The following is a 24,773-nucleotide window of genomic DNA, read 5'->3' as shown; positions in this document are numbered from 1 at the left end:
TTAAAGCCGCTCAGTAAATCTGGGCGGCTTTTTTGTGTTACAAATGTTGCAATTCTCATCTTTTGGCAAACAACTTGGCTGTTTACACCTTTATAAAATATATAAGTTGTAAATATTAATAAGTATTATGCCAAAGACTATCATTGTATCTAACCGATTACCTGTAAAGATCTCCAAAACTGATGATGAATATATACTATCATCAAGCGAAGGTGGGCTTGCAACCGGTTTAGGATCAATATACAAACAAGACGATAATGTGTGGATTGGATGGCCGGGAGTGGAGATTATCGATCAACATGATAAAGATGAGGTAACCAATCAGTTAAAAGAATTAAGTCTTATTCCCGTGTTTCTTGATCAGGAAGAGATTAACCAATACTATGAAGGCTTTTCAAATGAGGTTTTATGGCCTGTTTTCCATTACTATGCCTCAACCTATGCAAATTACAAACAATCCAACTGGGATTATTACCAGGCAGTTAATAAAAAATTCAGAGATGTAGTACTTAGTGTTGCCGAGCCCGGCGACGTGATTTGGGTACATGATTACCAGTTATTACTATTGCCCGCCCTGGTAAGACATGAACTGCCTGATGTTTCTATAGGTTTTTTCCTTCATATCCCATTTCCTTCGCATGAAATGTTCAGGCTCATACCATGGCGTTCAGAGTTACTTGAAGGAATGCTTGGGGCCGACCTGATAGGTTTTCATACATTTGATGATGTACGGCATTTTATAGGAGCAACAACCCGCATTTTACCAGTATTATCGTCATCAAACATCATTACAACAGGTGAGCGATCAATTGTTGTTGAATCGTTCCCGATGGGGATAGATGAAAAAAAATATGCTTCATTGCCTTTACAAAAAGATGTTCAACATCAAATAGAACTGATTAAAGACAATTTTAAAGATACCAAACTTATTCTTTCCGTTGATCGGCTTGATTACAGCAAAGGGATATTGCAGCGCCTGCAGGCTTTTGAGCTTTTGTTGCAACTATGTCCCGAATGCATAGGAAAAATAGCGCTTTATATGATTGTTGTGCCATCGCGGGATACTGTTCCTCAGTATGCTCATTTACGTGATGAAATAGACAAAAAGGTGGGTAATATCAACTCCATTTATAGAACAATGGATTGGAGCCCTATACATTATTACTATCGCTCTTTCCCTATAGAGATGCTTTCGGCCCTATATTACACCGCCGACGTATGTTTAGTAACACCCATGAGGGATGGCATGAACCTGGTAAGTAAGGAGTATGTAGCCAGCCGCATAAAAGATGATGGTGTACTGATTATGAGCGAGATGGCTGGTTCATCTAAGGAATTAATTGATGCTATAATTGTAAACCCCAATAATACCGGTGAGGTTTGCAGGGCGATATTACAGGCTATTAACATGCCTTTGAGTGAACAGAAAAGACGGATGATACCAATGCGACAGTTGGTAACCAAATTTAATGTATCGCACTGGGTTAAAATATTTATGGATCGGCTGAAAGAGGTAAAACTAATGCAGCGGTCATTGCAAGCAAGGCATGTAAGTAACACTACCGAGCAATCTATCATTAATCGCTATATTAAAACCAAAAAACGCATTATATTTTTAGATTATGACGGTACGCTTGTAGGTTTTAAATCAAACATAGATCAGGCGAGTCCGGATAGAGAACTTTACAATATTATCAACAAACTCACCGAAGATCCTGCCAACCAGGTAGTGTTGATTAGTGGCCGCAAGCATGAAAATCTCGACGACTGGTTTAAGCATACCAACATGTACCTGATTGCTGAACATGGCTCGTGGTTTAAGCAGCAGGGCACATCATGGCATAAAATTGGAGGTTTATCAGATCAATGGAAACAAGATATCTACCCAATTCTGGAAACTTATGTAGATCGTACACCGGGCTCATTCATCGAAGAAAAAACATACTCACTGGTGTGGCATTATCGCAAAGCTCAGGCAGGCCTGGGCGAACTCAGGGCAGGCGAGTTGATGAACAACCTTAAGTATCACGCAAGTGACAAAGGGCTACAATTACTGGCAGGGGATAAGGTATTGGAAGTGAAGAATATGGATGTTAACAAAGGTAAGGCGGCTTTAACGCTTACCGAAGGCAAAGATTATGATTTCATTATAGCTTTTGGTGACGATTATACCGATGAAGATATATTTAAAGCGCTGCCCGATAGTGCTATTACCATCAAGGTTGGAAGTAATTTATCTGCAGCCAAGTTTTATCTGCGCAATCCCAAAGAAGTTCGCAAACTGCTTACCAGTTTTACAAAAAATATTGTTGTAGAAGAAGTATAACATGATTGCAAAGTTTGCGGAATTAACAAGATTTTTTAGTCTTCAAACATTAAAACCTTGTTAATTCCGCAAATCTATAGATCATGTTACAAAAATATAGGCTTATCTAATTTAATGGCTATCCGGTAGGCGGCATTCATTAAACCAACGTGACTGTAAGCTTGCGGAAAATTACCCCATTGGCTTCCTGTTTCCTCATCAACATCTTCACTGAATAATAACAGGTGATTTGAATACTGCAATAGGTTGGCAAACTCACGTTGTGCATCATCAATACGCCCAACACTGGCCAGGGCTTCTACATACCAAAAAGCGCATATCAGGAAAGTTGTTTTAGGTTTACCAAAATCATCTTTATATAAATACCTGTAAAATAACCCATTAGGTGTTTTTAATTCTTTTTCTAATGCAAGTAAATGATCCTTTGCTCTTTGGGATTCCGGGTCAAGATAATTCATCATGATCAACTGCAATGTACTGGCATCAAGATTTGAGCTACCTGCCGAATTGGTGTAAACTTTCCTGATAGGATCGTAGCAGCTTTCAATATGCACAGCAGCTCGATTTTTTAGCGATATGGCTTTATCAATCAACTCTTTATTATCAATAGCCCGGGCCATTTTTTCTGCAGCCGATGCGCCTGCCCATTGAAATAGGTTACTGTAGCAATGTATATTTGCCATATTTCTGAACTCCCAAATACCAGCGTCTTTTTCGTCAATTGTGCGCTCAATTTTGTGAAGTAAAGATTCTATCCATCTTACAGAATCCTTTCGTTCAGAAAAAACAAAGCGATGATCTGTATATAATGGAAGCATAGAAATCATCACTTGTCCATAAATGTCATTTTGAATGTGCTCTGAAGCCTGGTTGCCAATGCGCACCGGCTGATTGCCCAAATATCCATCCAGGTTAGTCAATATCTCCTCAACCAGGTCTTTTTTACCGGTAATACTATAAAGCGGTTGGTATCGCTCATCATCAGAAAAAGAAATATCAGTTACATAACTAAAATACTTTTCCATTTCTTCAAAATGGCCTATATGATTAAGCGCGGTAATTACGTAATAGGTATCACGCAACCAGCAATATCTATAATCCCAGTTACGACCACTTCCGGGTGACTCTGGCAAGCTGGTTGTACTTGCTGCTATAATGGCGCCAGTATCCTCAAACTGGTGAATTTTTAAGGCCAGGCCAGAGCGGATAACAAAGGGCTGATAATAAGTAGCGATAGATGAGTGCTTAATCCATGTTCGCCAATATTGTATGGTTTCTGCTAAAAAACGCTCGGTTGTAGTTATAAGGGGAGCTTCCAATGGTTCGCCATAAGTAAGGGCAAGATATTTAACTTCATTTAATACAAAAGGCTGCTCATCAAATACATAACTAATGGGAATATTGGTTGTAAGCCTTATGCTTTCTTCGCCTCCGAGATACTGTATATGATTACTACCACGATTAACGGTTAGTTTTACTGCACCATATTCAGATACAGGCTCACATTTCACCCTTACTCTTGGTGAACCTTCAATGGCCTCAATTTTCCTGAATAGCATAAGGGGTTTATAATAGCGCTGGTGTTGATAAAAACGAGGGGCGAAATCTGTTACACGGTACTTACCGCCACTGGCAGGGCTTATTTCTGTAATTAAAACATTGGTATTCTCCAGGTAATATTGATGTGAGGTAAATTCTCCTTCGGGCTGAATTGAAAACTCGCCGCCTTTCTTTTTATCCAGCAATCCGCCAAAAATAAAAGTGCTGTCAAATCGGGGCCAGCAAAGCCATTCTACATTCGTATTTTTATGTATATGGGCCAAAAACGCACAGTTTCCAATTATCCCGGTATCATAGGTATGTCGTTCCATTAATAGTTTTGCTTTAGTTTGTATACTGTTCAACACCGTTGACTGTGTAATGTTGTTGAGCAGGTATACAATTTCTGTATAATTTTGATTTATTAAACATTGTATATTAACTTAGTAGTCTTTAATCAACCTTAAATTATATAAGCAATGAGTTTACGATTAGGCGATAAAGCCCCAGATTTTAAAGCAAAAACCTCCGCTGGAGATATTGATTTTTACGAATACCTTGGTGATAGCTGGGGAGTATTATTTTCGCACCCAGGCGATTATACACCAGTTTGTACAACCGAACTTGGCAGAACAGCAGCCTTAAAAGACGAATTTACCAAGCGCAATGTTAAAATTCTGGCCCTTAGTGTTGATTCTGTTGAATCACATGCCGGCTGGATAAATGATATTAATGAAACCCAGGGCGTAGAAGTTAATTTTCCAATTATTGCTGATGAAGATCGTAAAATCTCTGAAGCCTATGATATGATCCACCCAAACGCATCAGTAAATGCAACTGTACGTTCATTATTCATCATAGGCCCTGATAAGGCAGTTAAATTAATTATCACATACCCTGCATCAACGGGTAGAAATTTCCAGGAAATTTTAAGGGTGATTGACTCATTACAATTAACCGCGAATTATGGAGTAGCCACCCCAGTTGATTGGAAGGATGGAGAGGACGTAGTTGTGGTGCCCGCAATAAAAACAGAGGACATTCCAGCCAAATTTCCAAAGGGTTTCACAGCCATAAAACCTTATTTACGCATTACTCCACAACCAAATAAATAATTTTATTTGGTTTATCATTTATTTTATATATTTGAGAAAGATAGGGTTATCTATTCCGTCTGAACATTAAAACCATTTTATTTTCAGTTTGGCTTTAGTATTTAATCTAACAACAAAAATTTTTAATACGATAATTATAATTATGAAAACTGGAAAAGTAAAATGGTTTAACACACAAAAAGGTTATGGCTTTATTGTTACCGATGATGGTAAAGATCTTTTTGTACACTTTAAGGATGTACAGGGCGGCGTAAATGCCATTAAAGATAATGATAGCGTTACTTACGAAGTGGAAGAAGGCAGAAAAGGATTACAAGCAGTAAATGTTAAAAAAGCATAGTTAACCAAAGTTCTTAACAAGAGACCTCTGCAATCACAGGGGTTTTTTTTGTGCTTTTTTTTTGAAATTATATACATAATTCTACTACTTTAGCCATCCAATTACTACAATTATGACTGATGCTACCGCTGCCAAAGCGACAAGAAATATGATATTCCTGGTTCTTGTTGCCTCCCTCGGCTATTTTGTTGATATCTATGATCTTTTAGTTTTCTCGATAGTACGTAAAGCCAGTTTGCTGGATATAGGCGTTTCTGCAGCTGATGTATTGCCCAAAGGCATTTTCATCATCAATGTTCAAATGTTCGGACTTTTATTAGGCGGCATTTTATGGGGCGTAATTGGCGATAAGCTTGGCCGTATTAAGGTACTGTTTGGTTCCATTTTGTTATACTCTGTGGCCAATTTTGCTAATGCTTATGTACATGATGTAAACACATACGCCTTAGTACGCTTTATTGCAGGTATTGGCCTGGCTGGTGAACTTGGTGCCGGTATTACCCTGGTAAGCGAAACCTTAAGTAAAGAAAAACGTGGATACGGAACTATGATTGTTGCAGTTATTGGTTTATTTGGTGCTGCAGCGGCGGTTATGGTAGCCAAACATGGCTGGCAAAATGCCTATAAGGTAGGCGCCGGACTTGGCTTGCTTTTATTATTATTGAGAATTGGCACTTTTGAATCGGGCATGTTTAAAAACATGGAGCAAAGCAAGGTATCAAAAGGAAACTTTTTCATGCTTTTTACCAGCTGGGACAGGTTCAAAAAATACATTTATTGCATTTTAATAGGTGCACCATTATGGTATGTTGTAGGCGTATTGGTAACCTTATCGCCCGAGTTTGGTAAAGCAATGGGGGCAAAAGAAACCCTAAGTGCTGCCGACGGGATTTTATATTCATACATTGGCATAGCCATTGGCGATATTTTTGCGGGGCTGCTTGCACAAATTACCAAATCAAGAAAACTTACCATGGTGGTATTCCTATTGCTATCTGTGGTGAGCGTTATATTCTATTTAAGTTCAAAAGATCTAACCAATGCTCGCTTCGTCTGGCTCTGTTTTTTCATGGGCTGCTCCGTTGGGTATTGGGCTACGTTTGTTACTATTGCGGCCGAACAATTCGGTACAAATATTCGTTCCACGGTAACCACCACAGTTCCAAATTTTGTGAGGGGATCATTAATTCCTATAAATATGGCTTTTGCCGCTTTTGCAAAAAGCTATGGTATGGTAACAAGCGGGTATATAATGATGGTGATACTTACACTAATTGCCTTGTTTTCATTAAGTCAGCTAAAGGAGACTTTTGGCAAAGATTTGGATTATGTGGAGATAAGCTAATTTCAAAATTTAACAATTTAAAAGTTTGAAAATAGCTGAGAAAGCAAACAAACGCCATTTTTAAATTCTAAATCTTCAAATTCCCAAATAAAACTAATAAACTACATTTGCATTGATGATAAGCAAAGAACAAATAGCCGCCGATTATAAACAGATACAGGACGAGATATGTGCAGCGCTTGAACTAACCGATGGACAGGCTAAGTTCGAAGAAGAGAATTGGGAACGGGAAGGTGGTGGCGGCGGTAGAACGCGTGTAATTCAAAATGGTAATGTTTTTGAAAAGGGCGGGGTAAATTTTTCTGCGGTGCATGGTCAATTGCCCGATACCATGAAAAAAGCTTTGCAGGTAGAATCCGATGATTTTTTCGCTACGGGGGTTTCTATAGTGATCCACCCAAGCCACCCTTTGGTGCCGATCATACATATGAACATCAGGTATTTCGAGATGCCATCATCCCTTATAAGTAATGGAAAACCGATAAGATGGTTTGGCGGAGGTATTGACCTTACACCACACTATGTTATTGAGGAGGATGCCCGCTTTTTTCATACCAATTTAAAAGCGGTCTGCGAAAGCTACTATCATGATTTCTATCATCGTTTTAAACTTTGGGCCGACGATTATTTCTATATAAAACACCGTAATGAGACTCGTGGAATTGGCGGAATCTTTTATGATCGCTTAACCGCCAACGATGAGCTAAGCTGGGAAAATATTTTTGATTTTTCAAAAGCCCTGGGAAGGTCATTTATTCCTACTTACACAGAATTGGTTAACCGTAATCGTAACAATCCGTTTACTGATGAGCAGCAGCAATGGCAATATCAACGCCGCAGCCGCTATGCCGAGTTTAATCTGGTTTATGACGCAGGTACTAAATTTGGCCTTGAAACAAATGGTCGTATTGAATCTATTTTAATGAGCCTGCCGCCGACAGCCAAATGGCTATATAACTACCAGGCAGTACCCGGCAGCGAAGAAGAAAAAACTTTGTCTCTACTTAAAAAAGGCATTGCCTGGGCTTAAAATCCGTGTATGAAAAAGCTTATTCTTCCAATTGTAGCCATTATTGCTTTGTGCTCTTTCAATATAGGTGATAACCCGCTAAAAGGAACATGGGAGTACGCGGGTGGCCTTTTTAATGACAAAACAGATAGTGTTTCAACCGCTTATACGCTACAACGCGTATATGATAAATCTCACTATAAAGCGGTGCTAAAAGAAAAAGGGGAGAAGGACGTTATCTACGAAAAAGGCGATTACAAACTTGTAGCTGATACTTGTTTTGAAACGCAAACTTACAGCCTGCAATCCTCAAAGCTACTTAACAAGGTTGTAAAATATAACTATTCAATTAGTAATGATACTCTTAAATTATTAACTGTTTTGCCAAATGGCAATAAGATTGAAGATCACTGGGTAAAGATCAAATAAATTAGCCTGCAACGTTAATAAATTAGGTTGCGTGCATAAATTCGACAGCATATTCTTGCTAAAAATGGCACAATAGTCAACTATTTTCTTAACTTCGCAGGTCGTTTAAATTCAATTTTAACGTACAATTATAGAGAGAAGATTCCACAAATAAATAAAAATGGCCGAAGGAACAGAAAACGATAATTCACACAAAGAAGACAGAATAATTTCAATAAATATTGATGAGGAAATGCGATCGGCTTACATTGATTATTCAATGTCAGTAATCGTTTCCAGGGCACTACCCGATGTTCGCGATGGACTAAAGCCCGTACACAGGCGTGTTTTATTTGGTATGCTTGATCTGGGCTTAAACAACAATAAGCCTTATAAAAAATCTGCCCGTATTGTAGGTGAGGTAATGGGTAAGTATCACCCCCATGGTGATAAATCTGTTTATGATACTATGGTTCGTATGGCGCAGGAGTGGAGTTTACGCTACCTGTTAGTTGAAGGCCAGGGTAACTACGGTTCTATCGATGGTGATGAACCAGCGGCAATGCGTTATACTGAGGCACGCCTGCAAAAGCTTGCTGAAGAAATGCTTGCTGATATTAATAAAGACACCATAGATTTTCAGTTAAACTTTGATGATTCGTTACAGGAACCAACCGTTTTACCTGCGAAATTTCCCAACCTTTTGGTTAATGGCGCATCGGGTATTGCGGTGGGTATGGCTACCAATATGGCGCCACATAACTTGTCAGAAGTTATTGATGCCACTATCGCATTAATAGATAACCGACAGATAGAGGTTTCAGAACTGATGAAATATGTTAAAGGACCAGATTTCCCTACAGGTGGTATCATCTATGGATTTGAAGGTCCTCGTGAAGCATTAGAGACAGGCCGGGGCAGGATAGTAATTCGCTCAAGAGCTGAAATTGAAATGCATCATGGTGAAAGAGAGCGCATCATTGTAACCGAAGTACCTTACCAGGTAAATAAGGCTTTAATGATTGAACGCACTGCCGAATTGGTTAATGATAAAAAACTGGAAGGTATATCAGCCATCCGTGATGAATCAAGCAGGGAAGGTATTCGTATTGTATATGAAATAAAACGTGATGCAAATGCAGCCATCGTATTAAACAATTTGTTTAAATACACCGCGTTGCAAACATCTTTCAGCGTTAACAATATCGCGTTGGTTAACGGCCGCCCGATGATGCTTAACCTGAGAGATCTTATCCATCATTTTGTTGATCACAGACATGAGGTAGTTGTTCGCCGTACAAAATTTGAGCTTGCTGAAGCTGAAAAACGCGCGCATATCTTAGAAGGCTTATTAATTGCATTAGATCATTTAGACGAAGTTATTCGTTTGATACGCGCATCACAAACGCCTGATGAAGCAAGAGAAGGATTAATAACTCAATTTGGATTAAGCGACATCCAGGCCCGGGCCATTTTGGATATGACGCTTCGCCGGTTAACCGGACTTGAACGCGATAAGATCAAGGATGAATATGCTGCTTTAATGAAATTGATTGAACACTTAAAATCGATTCTGGCTGATGAAGGCTTAAGGATGCAGATCATTAAGGACGAACTAATAGAGATCAAAGAAAAATATGGCGACGAGCGCAGGACCGAAATGGTTCACTCCTCAGCCGAAATGCAAACTGAAGACTTTATTGAAGATGAAGATGTAGTGATAACCATATCCAGGGAAGGTTACATTAAACGTACGCCTTTAACCGAATACCGCCGTCAGGGCAGGGGAGGAAAAGGTTCAATTGGCAGCAATAGCCGTGATGCCGATTTTATCGAGCACTTATTGGTTGCATCCAACCACAACTATATGTTGTTCTTTACCGAATCCGGACAATGTTACTGGTTACGCGTATTTGAAATTCCGGAAGGAACACGTACTTCTAAGGGCCGTGCTATCCAAAACATTATCAATATACCTAAAGAGGAAAACATTAAGGCTTATATCAAGCTTATCAGTCTTAAGGATAAAGAGTACCTGGAGAATAACTTTATTATCATGTGTACCAAGAAAGGTACCATTAAGAAAACATCTCTTGAGGCTTACTCACGTCCGCGTGCAAATGGCATTAACGCCATCAACATTAATGAAGGTGATTCATTATTAGAGGCAACTTTAACCACCGGCAGCAGCGAAATTGTAATGGCGCTTAAATCGGGTAGGGCTATTCGCTTCAATGAATCTACTGTAAGACCTATGGGCCGTACTGCTACCGGAGTTCGTGGTATTACGCTTGATGATGAAACTGATGAAGTAGTTGGCATGATCAGCATTGATGATGCGGAAACAACAGTATTGGTAGTATCAGAAAAAGGTTATGGTAAACGTACCGACATAGATGACTACAGGGTAACTAATCGCGGTGGTAAAGGTGTAAAAACTTTAAATATTACTGAAAAAACCGGAAACCTTGTTGCCATAAAAGGTGTTACTGATAAAGAAGATCTGATGATCATCAATAAATCAGGCATAATTATCCGTATAGCCATCAGTGAACTGCGCACAATGGGCAGGGCTACCCAAGGTGTACGTTTAATAACCTTGAAAGGAAATGACGAAATTGCTTCGGTAGCAAAAATTGAGCATGACGAGGATGAAGAGAAGGAAATTGATGAGAATGCTGAAATAACAACTCCTGTTGACGAAAATGAAGTTGAAGAAAACACAGAAGAATCAACTGAAGATAAGATAACAGGCGAAAGCGAAGAACCAACAACAGACGAACCAACTGAATAACTAATATGCAGTGCCGTAAAATTGTTTTATCGGTTTTAATACCATTTATTACTACAACTTTTGCCTTCGGACAATCAGAAGCGTTAAAGGTTGTAGTTAATAACCTTGCCTTTTACAAGCAGCACAAGGATTTGAAATATTTAAGAGCGGCAAAAAAATCTGCCGATAGCTTAGTTGTTACCCGTTCCGATTCGGCTGATTTGAAAAAGAATACCTACAGGGCATTAATCAATGCAAGTATTTTGTATATCGATTCAACTAACACAACAGGCCAACCGGCAACGCTGTTAGCAGAAACAGCTACCCTGGTAGATAAATTATCAACTAAAGGCAAAATTTATAATTACCAGGCCGAAATTGATTATTCAAAACGCTGTCTTGCGAACGTTTATATCCGTAAAGGCTTTGAGTTTGTAAATAATTCTGATTTTGCCAATGGCCGGCAATCGTTTGAAAATGCAAAAAAATACGCTCCCAATTTTAAGCAGATCAATGACTATATAGCCTATTCAAACAATAAAATGGGTAATTTGGTTGATGCTGCTAAGTATTACAGTAATTTATTAGCGGTTGATAGCGCCCGTACTGAATACATTGAAACAGCATCAAGTATCTATAAATCACTGGGCGATACATCAAAAGCATTACAAATACTGCAAAAGGGCAGGAAGCTTGTGCCATCCGACAGATTTTTATTGCTTGATGAAGCCAATATCTATAATAATTTAAAAGATTATAAGTCGTTAGAGCCCTTAATAGGACAACTACTTGATATTAATGCAAATAACGCCGATATTGCATTTGTAGCTGCTAATTGTTATGATCATTTAAACAAATACGATCAGGCCGAATCCTTATATTTACATACTATTGAGTTAAATGGCTCGGCTTATGAGCCTGTATTTAATTTAGGTTTGATGTATCTAAAACAAAGCGCTGTAACAAAGGAAGAAGCAGATAGCAACAAAAATATTGGAATGGCTATTCAATGGCTCGAAAAGGCCAACGAATTATCCCCAAATAATATTAAAGGTTTACAGGCACTCCAAATCGTATACGCCAAAACCAACAATAAAGATCAATTAGACAAAATAAACAATAAATTAAAACAGCTAACTAATTAATAAAACATGAAAATCAAACTTTTGATGGCTGGTCTTTTAGGCTTAGTTTCAGCAACAACGTTTGCACAAAAAGGGGAGTTAAACAATGCAAAATCTGAGTACGAAAAGTATGAAGGATTAAGGGGAACTCCTTTAGCAAAAACAAGTTTAACAGCAGCCAGAACTTCTATTGATAAGGCTGCGGCAAATGAAAAAACTGCTACATTGCCACTTACTTACGCTTTAAAAGGCGCAATTTACTCTACTTATGCAAATCAGGACTCAGTAGCCACCACATCATTGCCATTATTTACTGCAGCCGAAGAGGCATTAAAAAAAGCAAAAGAACTTGATACTAAAGGCGAAAACAAACATCTTATTGAAGCCGCTAATCTAAACCTGGCCCAATACCAACTGACTAAAGGTGTTGCCGAGTATGGAAGTGGTAAATATGAATTGGCTTATCATTCATTTGACTATTACCGCACCATTTTACCAGAGGACACAAACGCTATTTATTATACTGGTTTATCTGCTGCCAATTCAAATAACTACCCGGCTGCAATATCAAATTATACAAAACTGCTTACTACAAAATTTTCAAAGGTTCCTAATATTTACATGGACCTTTCTTCAGTTTATTTATTGAGCAAGGATACAACAAATGCCCTTAAGACCGTTTCTGAGGGAGTTATAAAATATCCGGCAAATTCAGATCTTCGTAAGAGGGAAATTGAAATAAGCTTGCAAACCGGAAAAGAAAAAGAGGTTTTAACTAAAATACAGAATGCGTTAGCAGCTGATCCTAAGAATAAAACACTTTATTATTACGCAGGTTTAACTTATTCACAAACTGCAGAAGCGATTATAAAGGAACAAGCAAAAACAAAAGATCCGGTTGCTAAAAATAAGTTACAAGCTACAAAAGTTGAAAACTATAACAAAGCAGCAGAAATGTATAAAAAGGCTTTAGAAATCGACCCGAATTATTTTGAAGCAAACCTTAACCTGGGTTATGTTATAATTAATCCTGCAATTGATGATTATAATGCAGCTAATAAACTTCCTGCCAATAAACAAAAAGAATATGATGTGGCTATTGCTAAAGCTAAAGCGCAATTTGAAGCTGCAAAACCTTATTTGGTTAAGGCCAAAGATTTGAATCCTAAATCAATTGACGCGTTAACAAACCTAAGAACCTATTATTTAGGTGTAAAGGATGATGTTAATGCTAACAAAATAAAAGCTGAGATAGAAGCATTACCTAAACAGTAGTAATATTAAAAGGAGAGGGGCTTTCATTGTAAAGCCTTCTCTTTTAATATTACTATTTAACATAATGTTAATTATGAGAAAAATAGATTATCTACAAAACCACTACAAGGCATATCTAAATACTAATAATCTCAAACAGACTCCTTTCAACCAATGTATTTAATTGCGCATTACTAATGACGACTTCCTGTATCGTAAAAACTACTTTCTTTCTGTAACAAACCAAGAAGCTACATATGCAGTAAATGTTCCAAATAGCCCGACACCGGCCGTCATTAAAATAGCGGCAATGCAACGACCTTCAGTAGTTACGGGAAACTTGTCTCCATAACCAACTGTGGTAATCGTCACATACGACCACCAAATAGCATCTTCTGCTGATTTAATATTACTGTTCGGATCTTTTTCAACTTGTAAAATAGCTATGGATGAAAATATAATTAGCAATACTGCCAATATTGCTACCGAGGTAAAAGCTCCCTGCGCCTTATTTCTAAATACATGATTAATAAAATTTTGTGTGGAACGAAAAGCCCGGATAAGGCGAAGCAATCGGATAAGCCGTAAAACCCGGCCCGCTCTCAAATAACTAATCGCTGGGATACTGGAAATAAGATCGATCCATCCCCATCTCATAAATTTCAACTTATTTTCAGCCTGAAAAAACCGGACACAAAATTCGATAAAGAAAAACACACAAATAGCATTATCAATATAGTTAAGCAGTATTGAGGTTTCAACAGGTAGAACAAATATAGTATCAACTAGGATTGCCAATAACACATAAACAGATAATACAAATACGATCAGGTTAAGGATGCCTAACTGGTTTTCTTTAGTAACTACTACTTGCATTTAATGATAAAGTTGGTGGCTCTAATATAAAAATTAAAATGTACAAACAGATGGCCGTTAAAAAGCTGGGGAAGCAATGGAAGTACAACCAATAATCTGGGTTATATTATTAAATTACGAAGTAACTGAGCTCTAATTGAAAAGATATATAATAAAGCGACATAAAAATGTCCGGTTTATAAAAAGAAACCGGACATTTTTATAAAAAACTAAATTGATAATTACATTTTCTTAGCAGTATCCTTTTTCATGGTATCGGTTTTAGCAGTATCCGTAGCTGCCGGTGCCGGAGTTGTTGTGGAAGCTGAGTCCATTTTCGTACTGTCAGATCCACTTTTGGCATCTTTGGCCGAACTACATCCAGATGTAATTGCGCCTATCATTGTCGCGACAAGTGCCAGGCTTAAAATTTGCTTTTTCATAGTTATTAGTTTATTAATAATGTAAATCACTTATAATAGATGAACATACTATTAACTATATACACCTTATTTTGTTTAAGCCAGTTTACATATTATCAGAAATACTTCAGCCCAACGGTCTTTTTAATTTACTTTAATGTTGAATTATTTTGCTGTAAATTTCAGATATTTAAAAACTATGGTGGCATCCGAAAGAATATTGAAGTGGGCATTGCGCTTATACCCTCCCCTCTTTTTTCAGCGTATTTGGGTAGTTGGATTTGATAAAGGATATAGAGGTGTTGAAGTCAAAATCAAAAAAAGCTTTTTAAATAAAAATTACAATAATTCTATTTTTGGAGGTACACTTTTTGCCGCCGCAGATCCATTTTACCCTATATTATTTCATCATCTACTAATTAAAAAAGGATATAAATTAAAGGTGTGGTCAAAATCGTCAACAATAGAATATTTGAAACCTGGCTTAACTGATCTGTATTTTAAGATTAGTATAAGTGATGATGAAATTGAAGAAGTCGAGAATCAATTGAACACTCTTGGCAAGTATATCGCTCACCACCCTATTGATATTTACAATAAAAATGGGGAAATATGCGTATCTGTAATAAATGAAGTTTATTTGCGAAACCTGAATTTTATCGATCCAAATTTGTAATTTTAATTTGATGACTGTTTTCATGAATGACGAAGTCTTTATAAAAAGAGACTTCCTGATATCAACCGACAAAACTCTTTTAGATGTTGAAGTAATATATAACTATCTAAATGACGATTCTTATTGGGCGCAGGGAATTCCACTCGAAAAATTAAAAAAGGCCATAGCAAACTCAATGTGTTTTGGGGTTTACAACAACAGCAAACTGGTGGGTTTTGCACGGGTCGTTACCGATAATGCTACGTTCGCCTATATTTGCGATGTGTTTATTTTGCCCATATACAGAAAAAAAGGGTTGTCAAAATGGCTCATGCAAACCATTGTTAATCACCCGGAGTTACAAGGCTTACGCCGATGGTCATTAGCTACTGCAGATGCCCAAAAACTTTACAGCCAGTTTGGGTTTAGCCAGATTTCAAAACCGGAGAACTGGATGGAAATATTTACACCGTATATTAAATCTCAATAATTAGTTAAGAGACCGGAGGGTTAAAATGAATATCAAAAAACTGATTTTTGAGGGCGAAGGCGTAACGCTCGATTTTAAAAAGACAATTACCAGCTGCGAAAAAATAGCCCGCACAATGGTGTCCTTTGCTAACAACAAAGGCGGTAAATTGTTGATTGGTGTTTTAGATGACGGTACAATCAAGGGCGTAAAATCTGAAGATGAGGAACGCTATATGATAACCCGGGCGGCTCATATGTTTATTCGGCCAGCACTTGAACCCATATTTGAAGAAATTTATGTTGATGACAAGTTAGTGCTTGTTGTTGATACCTTACCCAGTAACCTAAAACCCCATTACGCCCTTGCCGATGATGGTAAATGGTGGGCTTATGTAAGGGTGAAGGATAAGAGTGTATTGGCCAGTAAAATTGTTTTGGAAGTTCTTAAACGCTCATCTAACGACCAGGGTGTATTGATAGAATATTCTAATAACGAAAAAACCTTGCTAACTTATCTCGCAGAAACCAACCGAATCACAATTAAGGAATGCAGCGAATTGTTAAAACTGGGACGCAGGCGCACTCAACGAGTTTTGGTTGATCTCATCCTTTCGGGCCTGATCCGCATTAATACAACCGAAAAGGAAGAGTATTATACCGCTTGTTAGTTGTTTTTTTTACCGTCCTAATTATTACTTTTACCTTCCTGCACAAAAGTAATGAAAGCCGTTTACCAAAAATACAAACCCTACTATACCGAAAGTTTAAAACTTGCTGTTCCTGTAGTGATATCCAATGCCGGGCATACGGCTGTTCAAATATCGGATACTATTATTGTTGGCCACTTCGCGGGTACCATATCCTTAGCCGCAGCCTCTACAGTAAATAGTCTTTTTATGGTACCGCTGGTTATAGGCATGGGTATTTCATATGGCCTCACTCCACTAATTGCTCAAAATAACGGACGTAAAGACTATAAAGAATGCGGCCGCTTGCTATCGAACAGTTTGCTTTTAAACATATTGAGTGGTATTGTTTTATTTTGCGGCATCTATTTCGGTACAATGCTTTTAATCAACCACCTCGACCAGTCGCCAATGGTTGTAAAGGAGGCTAAACCATATTTGCTATTATTAAGCCTGTCAATAATTCCACTCCTTATATTTAACACCTTCAAGCAATTTGCAGAAGGGCTCGGTTTTACCATGCAAGCAATGATCATTTCTGTGGTGGGTAATGTCATCAACATTGTGTTGGGGATTATTTTTGTTAAAGGGATGTTTGGTGTGCATCCTATGGGAATTAAAGGCGTTGGATACAGCACGCTAATTGATAGATGTTTAATGGCTATCGTAATGGCTTTTTATGTTTTCAGATCAGCGAATTTCAAATCATATTTGAAAAATTTTGCCCTTAAAAATATCGATCGGCTCCGTGCATTCAATATTCTGAAGATAGGCGCGCCGGTAGCCATGCAATACACTTTTGAGATAAGTGCCTTTGGTGGAGCTGCATTATTAGTGGGTACTATTGGAATAGTTGACCAGGCTGCGCACCAGGTTACTATTACCATGGCTTCCATGACCTATATGATGGCGAGCGGCATTGGCGCCGCTGCCGCAATAAAATCAGGAAATTATTTTGGCATTGGAGATCACAAAAATTTACGACTTGGGGCAATCTCTAACTATCATATTGTTTTGATATTTATGAGTATAACAGCTATAATTTTTGCCTTATGCCGGCATTTATTACCATGGATATTTACCGCGGATGAAAATGTTGTAAATATTGCCGCCCGGTTACTTATTATCGCAGCTTTCTTCCAGCTATTTGATGGTACACAGGTTGTTGGCCTTGGTATCCTCCGTGGAATGGGCGATGTAAACATCCCTACCCTAATTACATTTTTAGCTTATTGGGTAGTAGGATTACCTATAGGTTATATGCTTGGTATCAAGTTTCACCTGGGTATTTATGGTGTTTGGTATGGATTAGTACTTGGCCTGGTTACAGCCTCTATCCTTTTGTTCTTCCGCTTTAATATGATTAGCAAAAATCATCGGGATAAAGCAATATTATTGCCATCTAAAGATTAGCAATACAAATCGGTCGCAACTTTAAAGGTATTGCAATGGGCATCAACGATATCTTTGATCTGGGGCGAGTATCCTCCTCCCATACTTACCTGTACAGGAATATTGTTGGCAATGCATTGCTCAAAAACAAACCTGTCACGGCTTTTACATGCTTCTTTACTTAAGGCAAGCTTCCCCAGTTTGTCAGTACTTAATACATCAACTCCCGCCAGGTAAAATATAAAGTCGGGTTTTACCTGCCGAATCAGTTTAGGTAAAGTATGTTGTAAAATATTTAAGAACTCGTCATCTGCAACACCATCCTGCAAAGAAATATCCAGGTCAGACTTTTCTTTGCGGGATGGGAAATTATTGGCTCCGTGCATTGAAAATGTAAATACCCTGGGTTCATTTTCAAATATCCTGGCAGTACCATTTCCCTGGTGAACATCTAAATCAACTATTAAGATAGAGCTTGATAAATCATTATTTAACAAGTAATTAGAAGCAATTGCCTGGTCGTTCAACATGCAAAAGCCTTCCCCCCAGTCCGTTCCCGCATGATGAGTTCCGCCGGCAACATTAAAGGCAACACGATTTTCAAAAGCAGATATACATCCGTCAATTGTTCCTTTAGCTATCCTCATTTCTCGCTCTACCAATAAAGCTGATAATGGGAATCCAATACGCCTTTGTTCTTTCAAAGGCAATGTCAGATCACGAAGCTGATACCAGTAATCTTTATCATGGGTTTTTATAATCGTGTCTTCTGAAGGCAAGCCGGGAGAAAACAAATTATCTTTTGATATTATACCCTCATGTAATAGCTGCGCCGGAATCAGCTCATATTTAAGCATCGGAAACCGGTGACCCTCCGGTAGCGGATGGGCATATATTGGGTCGAAAGCTATTTTGAACATTGTGTTTAACCTAATATTTCCCCAACGTGCTTTTGGATATTATCACAAATGTTATCCAACGGCAAATCATTGGCATCATAGCCAAAAGGATCTTCTATCTCCTCAGCCAGCAATTCAATGCTTGCAAAAACAAATAACACAAAACCAATGATAGGAATTGTAAAATACTTCAGATCAAAGGCCCAGGTGAAAGGCAACGTCATGATATATGTAAAAATGAACTTCTTGATAAAAACGCTGTATGAGTAAGGTATCGGCGTTTTCCTGATGCGTTCACAAGCCCCGCAAATATCTGTAAATGAAGTTATTTCGGTAGTTATACTAAATAACTGCTCCGGGTTTATTTGCCCACTTTTATTCAGTCGGTATATGTTTGATATAATGGCTGATGCTACCTGGTTAGGCACATGTTTTTCAGGGTCAATAGTTACAAATTGTTGTCGTTCTGATTCATAAACGTCACGAAGATGATTTCTTAAAGAACGGGCATAAAGCGGGATCGCATAATTAAAAAAGGGCAATTCATCTTCACTAACCATGTGCCTTAACTTTATAGCCAGGTTACGACTGTTATTCGTGAGGCTCCCCCAGACCTTGCGGCCCTCCCACCAGCGATCATATGCCGAGTTAATACGAAATGCCAAAAGCAAGGAGAATACAAATCCGATGGTTTGGTGGATATAGTTTACTTTTCTTAGTATACTGGTATCTGGCAATTTCCAGAAATCTATTAACAAATAAGTAACTACGCCGGCATAAGCGGCAACCGCCACTATCAGCGGAAAAAGCTCACGTAATGTATCTGCCTTATTAAGCTTGAAAACGAAAGAAAACCACTCTTTTGGGTTGTAATAAACCATACTTGCGTTTAACTATGTTATTTTACAGCAGACAAAGCATCACAAAGATGTTTTGCAGTATTAAAAACGTCCTGAAAGGAATTGTAAAGCGGTACAGGGCTTATCCTGATCACGTCCGGCTCTCGCCAGTCACCAATTACACCATTATCCGCAAGGTACTTGAATATCGCTTTGGCATTATACCTGCAAACAACGGATAACTGGCTACCTCTGATCGTCGGATCGGCTGGTGTAATGATCTTATAAACTTCTTCGCCGTAGTCTTTATTTATCCCGTTGATCAAAAACTCCAAATATCCCGTTAAAGCGACGCCTTTATTTCGGATGATATCTATTCCGCCTGCATCGTCAAAGATCGCCATAGAGGCTTTAAATAAAGCCAGAAGTAATATTGGACTTGTGCTTACCTGCCACCCATCAGCCCCTACAGCCGGATCAAAGCCCGGGGCCATCAAAAATCGCTTGTCGGCCCGGTAACCCCACCAGCCCGCAAAGCGGTTAATTTCCTGGTTGGTAAAATGTTTTTCATGCACAAAAATGCCACTTATCCCACCCGGACCGGAGTTCATGTATTTGTATGAGCACCAGCAGGCAAAGTCGGCGCCCCATTCATGCAATTTCAACGGCACATTACCCGCGGCATGTGCAAGATCAAAACCGGCATAAGCGCCCGCTTTATGGGCTGCATCTGCTATTGATTCCAAATCAAAAAACTGCCCGGTATAATAATTTATTCCGCTAAAAAGCACTAAGGCAAGTTCATCGGCATGATCGTTTATGGTTCGAAGTATGTCTTCTGTTCTCAAAGTTACTTCCCCTTCACGCGGAAAAATCTCGATCACAGCATCTTTAGGATCAAAGCCATGAAACTTAACCTGGCTTTCCACAGCATACTGATCAGATGGAAAAGCGCCACTTTCCATGATGATCTTAAATCGTTTACTATTTGGTTTATAGAAACTTACCATCAATAAGTGAAGATTCACTGTAAGTGAATTCATTACAGTAACTTCACTTTCCAGGGCGCCCACGATCTTAGATATTGACGATGAAAGTGATTTATGATATGCTAACCAGGGATCATCACCCTGGAACCAACCCTCTACCGCCAGCTCTTTCCATGTACCCATTTGGTCGGCAATGTATTGAGCGGCTGATTTAGGTTGCAAACCAAGCGAGTTGCCACAAAGATATATGACATCCTCTCCCTTATGTTTGGGAATTAAAAACCTGTCCCTGAAATCTTTTAAAATATCCTTTTCGTCCTGTGCTTTGGCAAATGCTAAACTATTTTGATAATCCATTGGTCAATATTACAAAAAAGCAAATTTAAAGCATCTATTTGTTGGGTTTACTTACGTATTTATTGCCTTTTACATAAAAACGGTACGGTAAAAAAGCATCCTCACCGGCATAGCTCACGCCAATACGGGGACCTATGGTAATTTGCTCATCTGTGAAATTTAGTCCTCGGTCTTCTATCCAGAGCGTATCACTTTGCAAGCTAATTGCATTAATGTTGCGCGAAATGCCCAATGCTTTTGCAACAGAACCAGGTCCGGAAGTGATAGTTGGTTTGAGTACAAACATGTTTCGCCTTGCCTGCATGGCCTCAATGCCATCAGTTGGATTAATGGCCCTAACCAGGATAGCATGCGGTTCACCCTCAACAGAAGTTACGATGTTGAACATTTCATGAATGCCATAACAAAGGTAAACATAGGCAATACCGCCCTGCATGAACATAGTTTTGGTGCGGGGTGTCATCCTGTTACCAAAGGAGTGAGAAGCTTTGTCTACAATGCCATTATAAGCTTCTGTTTCAACAATATACCCACCAGTAGTTACACCATCAATACAGGTAAATAAATACTTCCCCAGGAGATTTTTGCTGATCGCAACAACGTTGCTGCCTAAATAATAATCTTCGGTCAGCTTCATTTTTTATGGAGAATTTGCGTTAACAGTTTATTAATTTCTTTGGCTTTATCAAATATCATAATATGAGTTCCCCCTTTTACAACGGTGGCGTTTTTTATGCGATTATAATCAAAGATGAGGTCTTTATCGCCGATGATGTGGTAAAGATTTGCAGGAATTACATCATTTCGCCATGCCAATATTGCACCCATAGCCCACTTAACAAAAAACGGAGAAGTATTCTTCAACATGTCATTAAATAACCAGGCATCCTCCTCACTCATATGGCCGAACATCGGTTTAACTAAAAAGCCCATCGAGGTAATTAGCTTGCCGGGGATCAGCTTCTGAATTGGCACATTTCTAAAAAAACTAAAATACCGTGGAGCTTCATCTGTTGTTTTGATACTGGAGATAAGGATCACCTTTTTTATTGGGATAAGCTTAGCTATCTCAACAGCGATCATTCCACCCATAGAATTACCTATCAGGGTTGAATTAACTGCAATATTATATTGATATACAAGCCTTTTGGCATAGCTGACTAAAGTATCCTTTTCGTCCGGTTCAATCCAATCAACGGGGATCACTTCATAGTCGCGCAGATCAATGTTGTTATAAACACGTGTATCAGCGCCCAGACCGGCTATCAGGTAAATCCTGCTCATTAAAACTTTAACAGCTTAACAACCTGCTCCAGGAACCGTGCGTCGGTTTCATCAAATTGATCCAACAGCTCGCTGTCCACATCCAAAACACCAACAACCTCACCATCATGAAATACAGGCACTACAATCTCCGACTGAGATAATGAGCTACACGCAATATGGCCAGGGAAAGCTTCAACATCGGGCACGATCAGCGTTTTGGCCTGCTGCCATGCAGTGCCGCAAACACCCTTGCCTAATTTAATGCGGGTGCAAGCTACCGGCCCCTGAAAAGGGCCTAAAACCAGTTCGTTATCCTTCACCATATAAAACCCTACCCAAAACCATTTAAACTGCTCTTTTAAAGCAGCGCTGATGTTAGCCAGGTTTGCTACCAGGTCTGGCTCTCCATACAACAATGACTCAATCTGCGGGATCAGTGTTGTATATTGTTCCGTTTTATCGGTTGATGTAGTTATGTTTAAATCTTCTGCCATGGTATTGCAAAGATGACTATTTTCAGCTTAAGTCACACTTTTTAGCATCATGTAATAAGTACCAGGCAGCAAGATTTTTTTCTTTTTACAGTCAGGTAGCAATTCCTGGTATCAAACGGCAAATCTTCTCTTTTTCGCTATCAAATAGCAATAGTATTAATCATCCAGACTGCCCCTACCCAATATATTGACTGGAAAATCAATCCTGATACTTGATGCTTACTACCTGATACTTTACGCCGATACCAATAATATCATATTTAATCTTTTATTTAGCAGGGCTATGTTTGTTAGTTTAACCATAATCCGATACCGGAAACTGTTTATCCCCTTTGCCTTGCTGGCAATGGCTATACATCGGCTGCCCATGCTGATGCAAAAAGGCTGTACTTTTTACAAGCTCCTGGGTTCTGGCCGAAACGGAACTTTTGATTTGCAACCCGACTGGCAGCAATGGGGCTTATTGGCCTGCTGGGAAAACCGTGAAGATTTTGACAGGTTTTACAATCACTCCTTTATTTCCAGCTGGTGGAAAATATTAGGTCATGAAGGCTATACCATATTATGCCAGCCGTTGCAGAGCCATGGTAAATGGGATGGCAAGGAACCTTTCGGCAAGCCGGATGTACAAAACTATACAGGTCCGGTTGCTGTACTTACAAGGGCAACTATTAGGATAAGCAGGTTAAGGAATTTTTGGAGCCATGTAGATGAAGTTGCGGGTTTAATGACCAGCGCCGCAGGTTATGTTACATCCTTTGGTGTTGGCGAAGCACCGGTTTACCGGCAGGCAACTTTTTCAATCTGGAAGAGCATTGATGATGTAAAAAACTTTGCTTACAAAAGCCGCGAACATGCCGAAGTAATAAAACTTACACGCAGCGAAAACTGGTATAGTGAAGAGCTCTTCGCCCGTTTTAAACCCATTGCCAGCTTTGGTTCACTTAATGGCAATAACCCTTTAAATGATTTATTGAATAATTAAGATATGAGAATTGTAGCCGAATTACCTCACCCCGATTTTAAGATCTCCATCCTGAACATGAACCAAAAATTCATTATAAAGATAGAACAGGGCACCCTGGAGCAAAGCTTTAAAATAGCCGAAATGGACCTCACCGATGGCGTCAACAGCGTTTTTGAATTGCTTGATGAAGAGTTTTTAAAGACAGTAGGTACCCGCTTTGCCGATATGCGCGCCGACTTCAAAGATGCTTATTACAGATATAATTTCTAAGAAATAGTTGCATTAAATAATTGATTTACAGTAATTTATTAATATAAAACAATCAAAACAGAATTTTATTTGGCCAAAATCCATACTTACGGTCTTTATTTCGACTAAATCTTACCTTAAACAAATTGATAGTTTAGTTAAACAAACTTAAAACATTGACAATTAGACAATATATAAATCTATAAAAAATTAAATTCGGTCAACTATCTTGCCAAATAAATGGGAAGTTAGGCCAAAAGAAGGTCACAATACCAAAATCCACTCGGCCTTTGATCGGCAGTGGAGGCACATGAATCATCGGCGTTTTTGGGAACCTGGTATTCCTTAAATATTTTAATTCCTGTTTTATAACTGATCTCTTTTTTAAAGATAGGGCCTTTAAAAGCGAAGGTGTGAAACTCCCCGTGCTCCCCGCAAACATCTACATCATCGGGCAAAGCCTCAATCAATTCAAGGCTTATCTCCTTCCCAACTATCCGCTCCAGCCTTGCCTGGGTACAGGCTATTACTGTTCCAAATCCAAGAGTTAAAAACTCATTGATCAGTTCGCTGGTATCACGTTTCCATAAGGGATAAATACCAGTGAGGCCAAGCTCGCTTAACCGGGCATCTCGATAGTCTTTAAGATCCTGCAAAAAAATATCACCGAAAATAGAATGGGTTATACCTTCATTTTTAAGGTGAGATAAATGATGGTGCATCACCTCATCATACTCCTTCATCCCCGGCATTTCTGGCAGGCGAATTTGGTATAATGGAATACCGATACTTTCTGCCTGTTTAACCAATAGCTCCGTCCTTACTCCATGCATCGAGATCCTATCGGCAGTATCATTAATGGTGGTGACTAAATATTTTATTTCAAGATCGGGGTTTTGCAGGCAATGGTATAAAGCCAGGGCGCTGTCTTTCCCACCGCTCCAATTAAAAATGCACTTCATATTAATTAGTGGGTTAGCGATTAATTGGTGATTTGAT

Annotated in this window: 25 protein-coding genes; 15 read left to right on the top strand and 10 right to left on the bottom strand. The window is 38.8% G+C overall.

Annotated elements, in window-relative coordinates; genetic code table 11:
• Nucleotides 1–127 precede the first annotated feature (127 nt).
• Nucleotides 128–2,326 (top strand): bifunctional alpha,alpha-trehalose-phosphate synthase (UDP-forming)/trehalose-phosphatase, encoded by a 2,199-nt coding sequence (locus AC1DYB_RS20165; RefSeq protein ID WP_477437466.1) that lies wholly within the window; start codon nucleotides 128–130, stop codon nucleotides 2,324–2,326.
• Nucleotides 2,327–2,412: 86 nt separating this feature from the next.
• Here AC1DYB_RS20165 and AC1DYB_RS20160 read toward each other — a convergent pair whose 3' ends face one another.
• Complete coding sequence (locus AC1DYB_RS20160; protein WP_477437464.1) at nucleotides 2,413–4,197, bottom strand: glycoside hydrolase family 15 protein; 1,785 nt, start codon at nucleotides 4,195–4,197, stop codon at nucleotides 2,413–2,415.
• Between the two features lie 147 nt (nucleotides 4,198–4,344).
• Between AC1DYB_RS20160 and AC1DYB_RS20155 the strand changes: the two genes are divergently transcribed.
• The 8 genes from AC1DYB_RS20155 to AC1DYB_RS20120 all read left to right on the top strand — a co-directional run bounded on the left by AC1DYB_RS20155 (nucleotide 4,345) and on the right by AC1DYB_RS20120 (nucleotide 13,254).
• Nucleotides 4,345–4,980 (top strand): peroxiredoxin, encoded by a 636-nt coding sequence (locus AC1DYB_RS20155; protein ID WP_295718551.1) that lies wholly within the window; start codon nucleotides 4,345–4,347, stop codon nucleotides 4,978–4,980.
• A 142-nt stretch (nucleotides 4,981–5,122) separates the two neighbouring features.
• Entirely contained in the window at nucleotides 5,123–5,320 is a 198-nt protein-coding gene (locus AC1DYB_RS20150) for a cold-shock protein (RefSeq protein ID WP_091142652.1), read from the top strand.
• Between the two features lie 112 nt (nucleotides 5,321–5,432).
• On the top strand, nucleotides 5,433–6,665 hold the full coding sequence (locus AC1DYB_RS20145; RefSeq protein WP_477398797.1) for an MFS transporter: 1,233 nt from the start codon (nucleotides 5,433–5,435) through the stop codon (nucleotides 6,663–6,665).
• 115 nt (nucleotides 6,666–6,780) lie between these two features.
• On the top strand, nucleotides 6,781–7,695 hold the full coding sequence (gene hemF, locus AC1DYB_RS20140) for an oxygen-dependent coproporphyrinogen oxidase (protein ID WP_477437462.1): 915 nt from the start codon (nucleotides 6,781–6,783) through the stop codon (nucleotides 7,693–7,695).
• A gap of 9 nt (nucleotides 7,696–7,704) precedes the next feature.
• Nucleotides 7,705–8,103: a hypothetical protein gene (locus AC1DYB_RS20135; RefSeq protein WP_477437460.1), complete on the top strand. Its 399-nt coding sequence runs from the start codon at nucleotides 7,705–7,707 to the stop codon at nucleotides 8,101–8,103.
• A gap of 160 nt (nucleotides 8,104–8,263) precedes the next feature.
• Nucleotides 8,264–10,876, top strand: coding sequence for a DNA gyrase subunit A (gene gyrA / locus AC1DYB_RS20130; RefSeq protein ID WP_477437458.1), 2,613 nt, complete (start codon nucleotides 8,264–8,266; stop codon nucleotides 10,874–10,876).
• 5 nt (nucleotides 10,877–10,881) lie between these two features.
• Nucleotides 10,882–12,000: a tetratricopeptide repeat protein gene (locus AC1DYB_RS20125; RefSeq protein ID WP_477437456.1), complete on the top strand. Its 1,119-nt coding sequence runs from the start codon at nucleotides 10,882–10,884 to the stop codon at nucleotides 11,998–12,000.
• Between the two features lie 6 nt (nucleotides 12,001–12,006).
• Entirely contained in the window at nucleotides 12,007–13,254 is a 1,248-nt protein-coding gene (locus AC1DYB_RS20120) for a tetratricopeptide repeat protein (protein WP_477437454.1), read from the top strand.
• A gap of 201 nt (nucleotides 13,255–13,455) precedes the next feature.
• Here the strand turns inward: AC1DYB_RS20120 and AC1DYB_RS20115 are convergent, their stop codons facing one another.
• Both AC1DYB_RS20115 and AC1DYB_RS20110 read right to left on the bottom strand, forming a co-directional pair.
• On the bottom strand, nucleotides 13,456–14,109 hold the full coding sequence (locus AC1DYB_RS20115) for a potassium channel family protein (RefSeq protein ID WP_477437452.1): 654 nt from the start codon (nucleotides 14,107–14,109) through the stop codon (nucleotides 13,456–13,458).
• 221 nt (nucleotides 14,110–14,330) lie between these two features.
• Complete coding sequence (locus tag AC1DYB_RS20110; RefSeq protein ID WP_477437450.1) at nucleotides 14,331–14,531, bottom strand: hypothetical protein; 201 nt, start codon at nucleotides 14,529–14,531, stop codon at nucleotides 14,331–14,333.
• A gap of 178 nt (nucleotides 14,532–14,709) precedes the next feature.
• Between AC1DYB_RS20110 and AC1DYB_RS20105 the strand changes: the two genes are divergently transcribed.
• The 4 genes from AC1DYB_RS20105 to AC1DYB_RS20090 are packed head-to-tail and all read left to right on the top strand — an operon-like array spanning nucleotide 14,710 to nucleotide 17,735.
• On the top strand, nucleotides 14,710–15,186 hold the full coding sequence (locus AC1DYB_RS20105) for a DUF4442 domain-containing protein (RefSeq protein ID WP_477437448.1): 477 nt from the start codon (nucleotides 14,710–14,712) through the stop codon (nucleotides 15,184–15,186).
• A 22-nt stretch (nucleotides 15,187–15,208) separates the two neighbouring features.
• Entirely contained in the window at nucleotides 15,209–15,655 is a 447-nt protein-coding gene (locus tag AC1DYB_RS20100; protein ID WP_477398175.1) for a GNAT family N-acetyltransferase, read from the top strand.
• A 25-nt stretch (nucleotides 15,656–15,680) separates the two neighbouring features.
• Nucleotides 15,681–16,304: an AlbA family DNA-binding domain-containing protein gene (locus AC1DYB_RS20095; RefSeq protein ID WP_477398173.1), complete on the top strand. Its 624-nt coding sequence runs from the start codon at nucleotides 15,681–15,683 to the stop codon at nucleotides 16,302–16,304.
• A 51-nt stretch (nucleotides 16,305–16,355) separates the two neighbouring features.
• A complete protein-coding gene (locus AC1DYB_RS20090; protein ID WP_477437446.1) occupies nucleotides 16,356–17,735 on the top strand; it encodes an MATE family efflux transporter in 1,380 nt (459 codons plus the stop codon).
• On the opposite strand, the gene AC1DYB_RS20085 is transcribed toward AC1DYB_RS20090, so the two are convergent.
• The 6 genes from AC1DYB_RS20085 to AC1DYB_RS20060 are packed head-to-tail and all read right to left on the bottom strand — an operon-like array spanning nucleotide 17,732 to nucleotide 22,558.
• On the bottom strand, nucleotides 17,732–18,634 hold the full coding sequence (locus AC1DYB_RS20085) for a histone deacetylase family protein (RefSeq protein ID WP_477437444.1): 903 nt from the start codon (nucleotides 18,632–18,634) through the stop codon (nucleotides 17,732–17,734). The genes AC1DYB_RS20090 and AC1DYB_RS20085 overlap by 4 nt on opposite strands.
• Before the next feature lie 5 nt (nucleotides 18,635–18,639).
• A complete protein-coding gene (locus AC1DYB_RS20080; protein ID WP_477437442.1) occupies nucleotides 18,640–19,494 on the bottom strand; it encodes a bestrophin family protein in 855 nt (284 codons plus the stop codon).
• Nucleotides 19,495–19,511: 17 nt separating this feature from the next.
• Nucleotides 19,512–20,798 (bottom strand): kynureninase, encoded by a 1,287-nt coding sequence (kynU, locus tag AC1DYB_RS20075; protein WP_477437439.1) that lies wholly within the window; start codon nucleotides 20,796–20,798, stop codon nucleotides 19,512–19,514.
• A gap of 34 nt (nucleotides 20,799–20,832) precedes the next feature.
• Nucleotides 20,833–21,435: a DNA-3-methyladenine glycosylase gene (locus AC1DYB_RS20070; RefSeq protein WP_477398163.1), complete on the bottom strand. Its 603-nt coding sequence runs from the start codon at nucleotides 21,433–21,435 to the stop codon at nucleotides 20,833–20,835.
• The gene (locus AC1DYB_RS20065) at nucleotides 21,432–22,082 is read right to left on the bottom strand and encodes an alpha/beta hydrolase (protein ID WP_477437437.1); all 651 of its coding nucleotides are present in this window, start codon (nucleotides 22,080–22,082) and stop codon (nucleotides 21,432–21,434) included. Before AC1DYB_RS20065 ends, AC1DYB_RS20070 begins: the two co-directional genes overlap by 4 nt.
• Entirely contained in the window at nucleotides 22,082–22,558 is a 477-nt protein-coding gene (locus AC1DYB_RS20060; protein WP_477437435.1) for a GAF domain-containing protein, read from the bottom strand. The genes AC1DYB_RS20065 and AC1DYB_RS20060 overlap by 1 nt, the downstream gene beginning before the upstream one ends.
• Nucleotides 22,559–22,745: 187 nt before the next feature.
• Between AC1DYB_RS20060 and AC1DYB_RS20055 the strand changes: the two genes are divergently transcribed.
• Together AC1DYB_RS20055 and AC1DYB_RS20050 are read left to right on the top strand one after the other, a co-directional pair.
• Entirely contained in the window at nucleotides 22,746–23,543 is a 798-nt protein-coding gene (locus tag AC1DYB_RS20055; protein ID WP_477437433.1) for a DUF3291 domain-containing protein, read from the top strand.
• Between the two features lie 3 nt (nucleotides 23,544–23,546).
• On the top strand, nucleotides 23,547–23,795 hold the full coding sequence (locus AC1DYB_RS20050; RefSeq protein ID WP_477437431.1) for a hypothetical protein: 249 nt from the start codon (nucleotides 23,547–23,549) through the stop codon (nucleotides 23,793–23,795).
• A 227-nt stretch (nucleotides 23,796–24,022) separates the two neighbouring features.
• Here the strand turns inward: AC1DYB_RS20050 and AC1DYB_RS20045 are convergent, their stop codons facing one another.
• The gene (locus tag AC1DYB_RS20045; protein ID WP_477437429.1) at nucleotides 24,023–24,736 is read right to left on the bottom strand and encodes a Dph6-related ATP pyrophosphatase; all 714 of its coding nucleotides are present in this window, start codon (nucleotides 24,734–24,736) and stop codon (nucleotides 24,023–24,025) included.
• Nucleotides 24,737–24,773: the final 37 nt, after the last annotated feature.

It is taken from the genome of Mucilaginibacter sp. P2_A4, assembly GCF_056405015.1.
The sequence above is the reverse complement of the archived record's forward strand: the minus strand, read 5'-3'. Positions and strand labels throughout refer to the sequence as shown.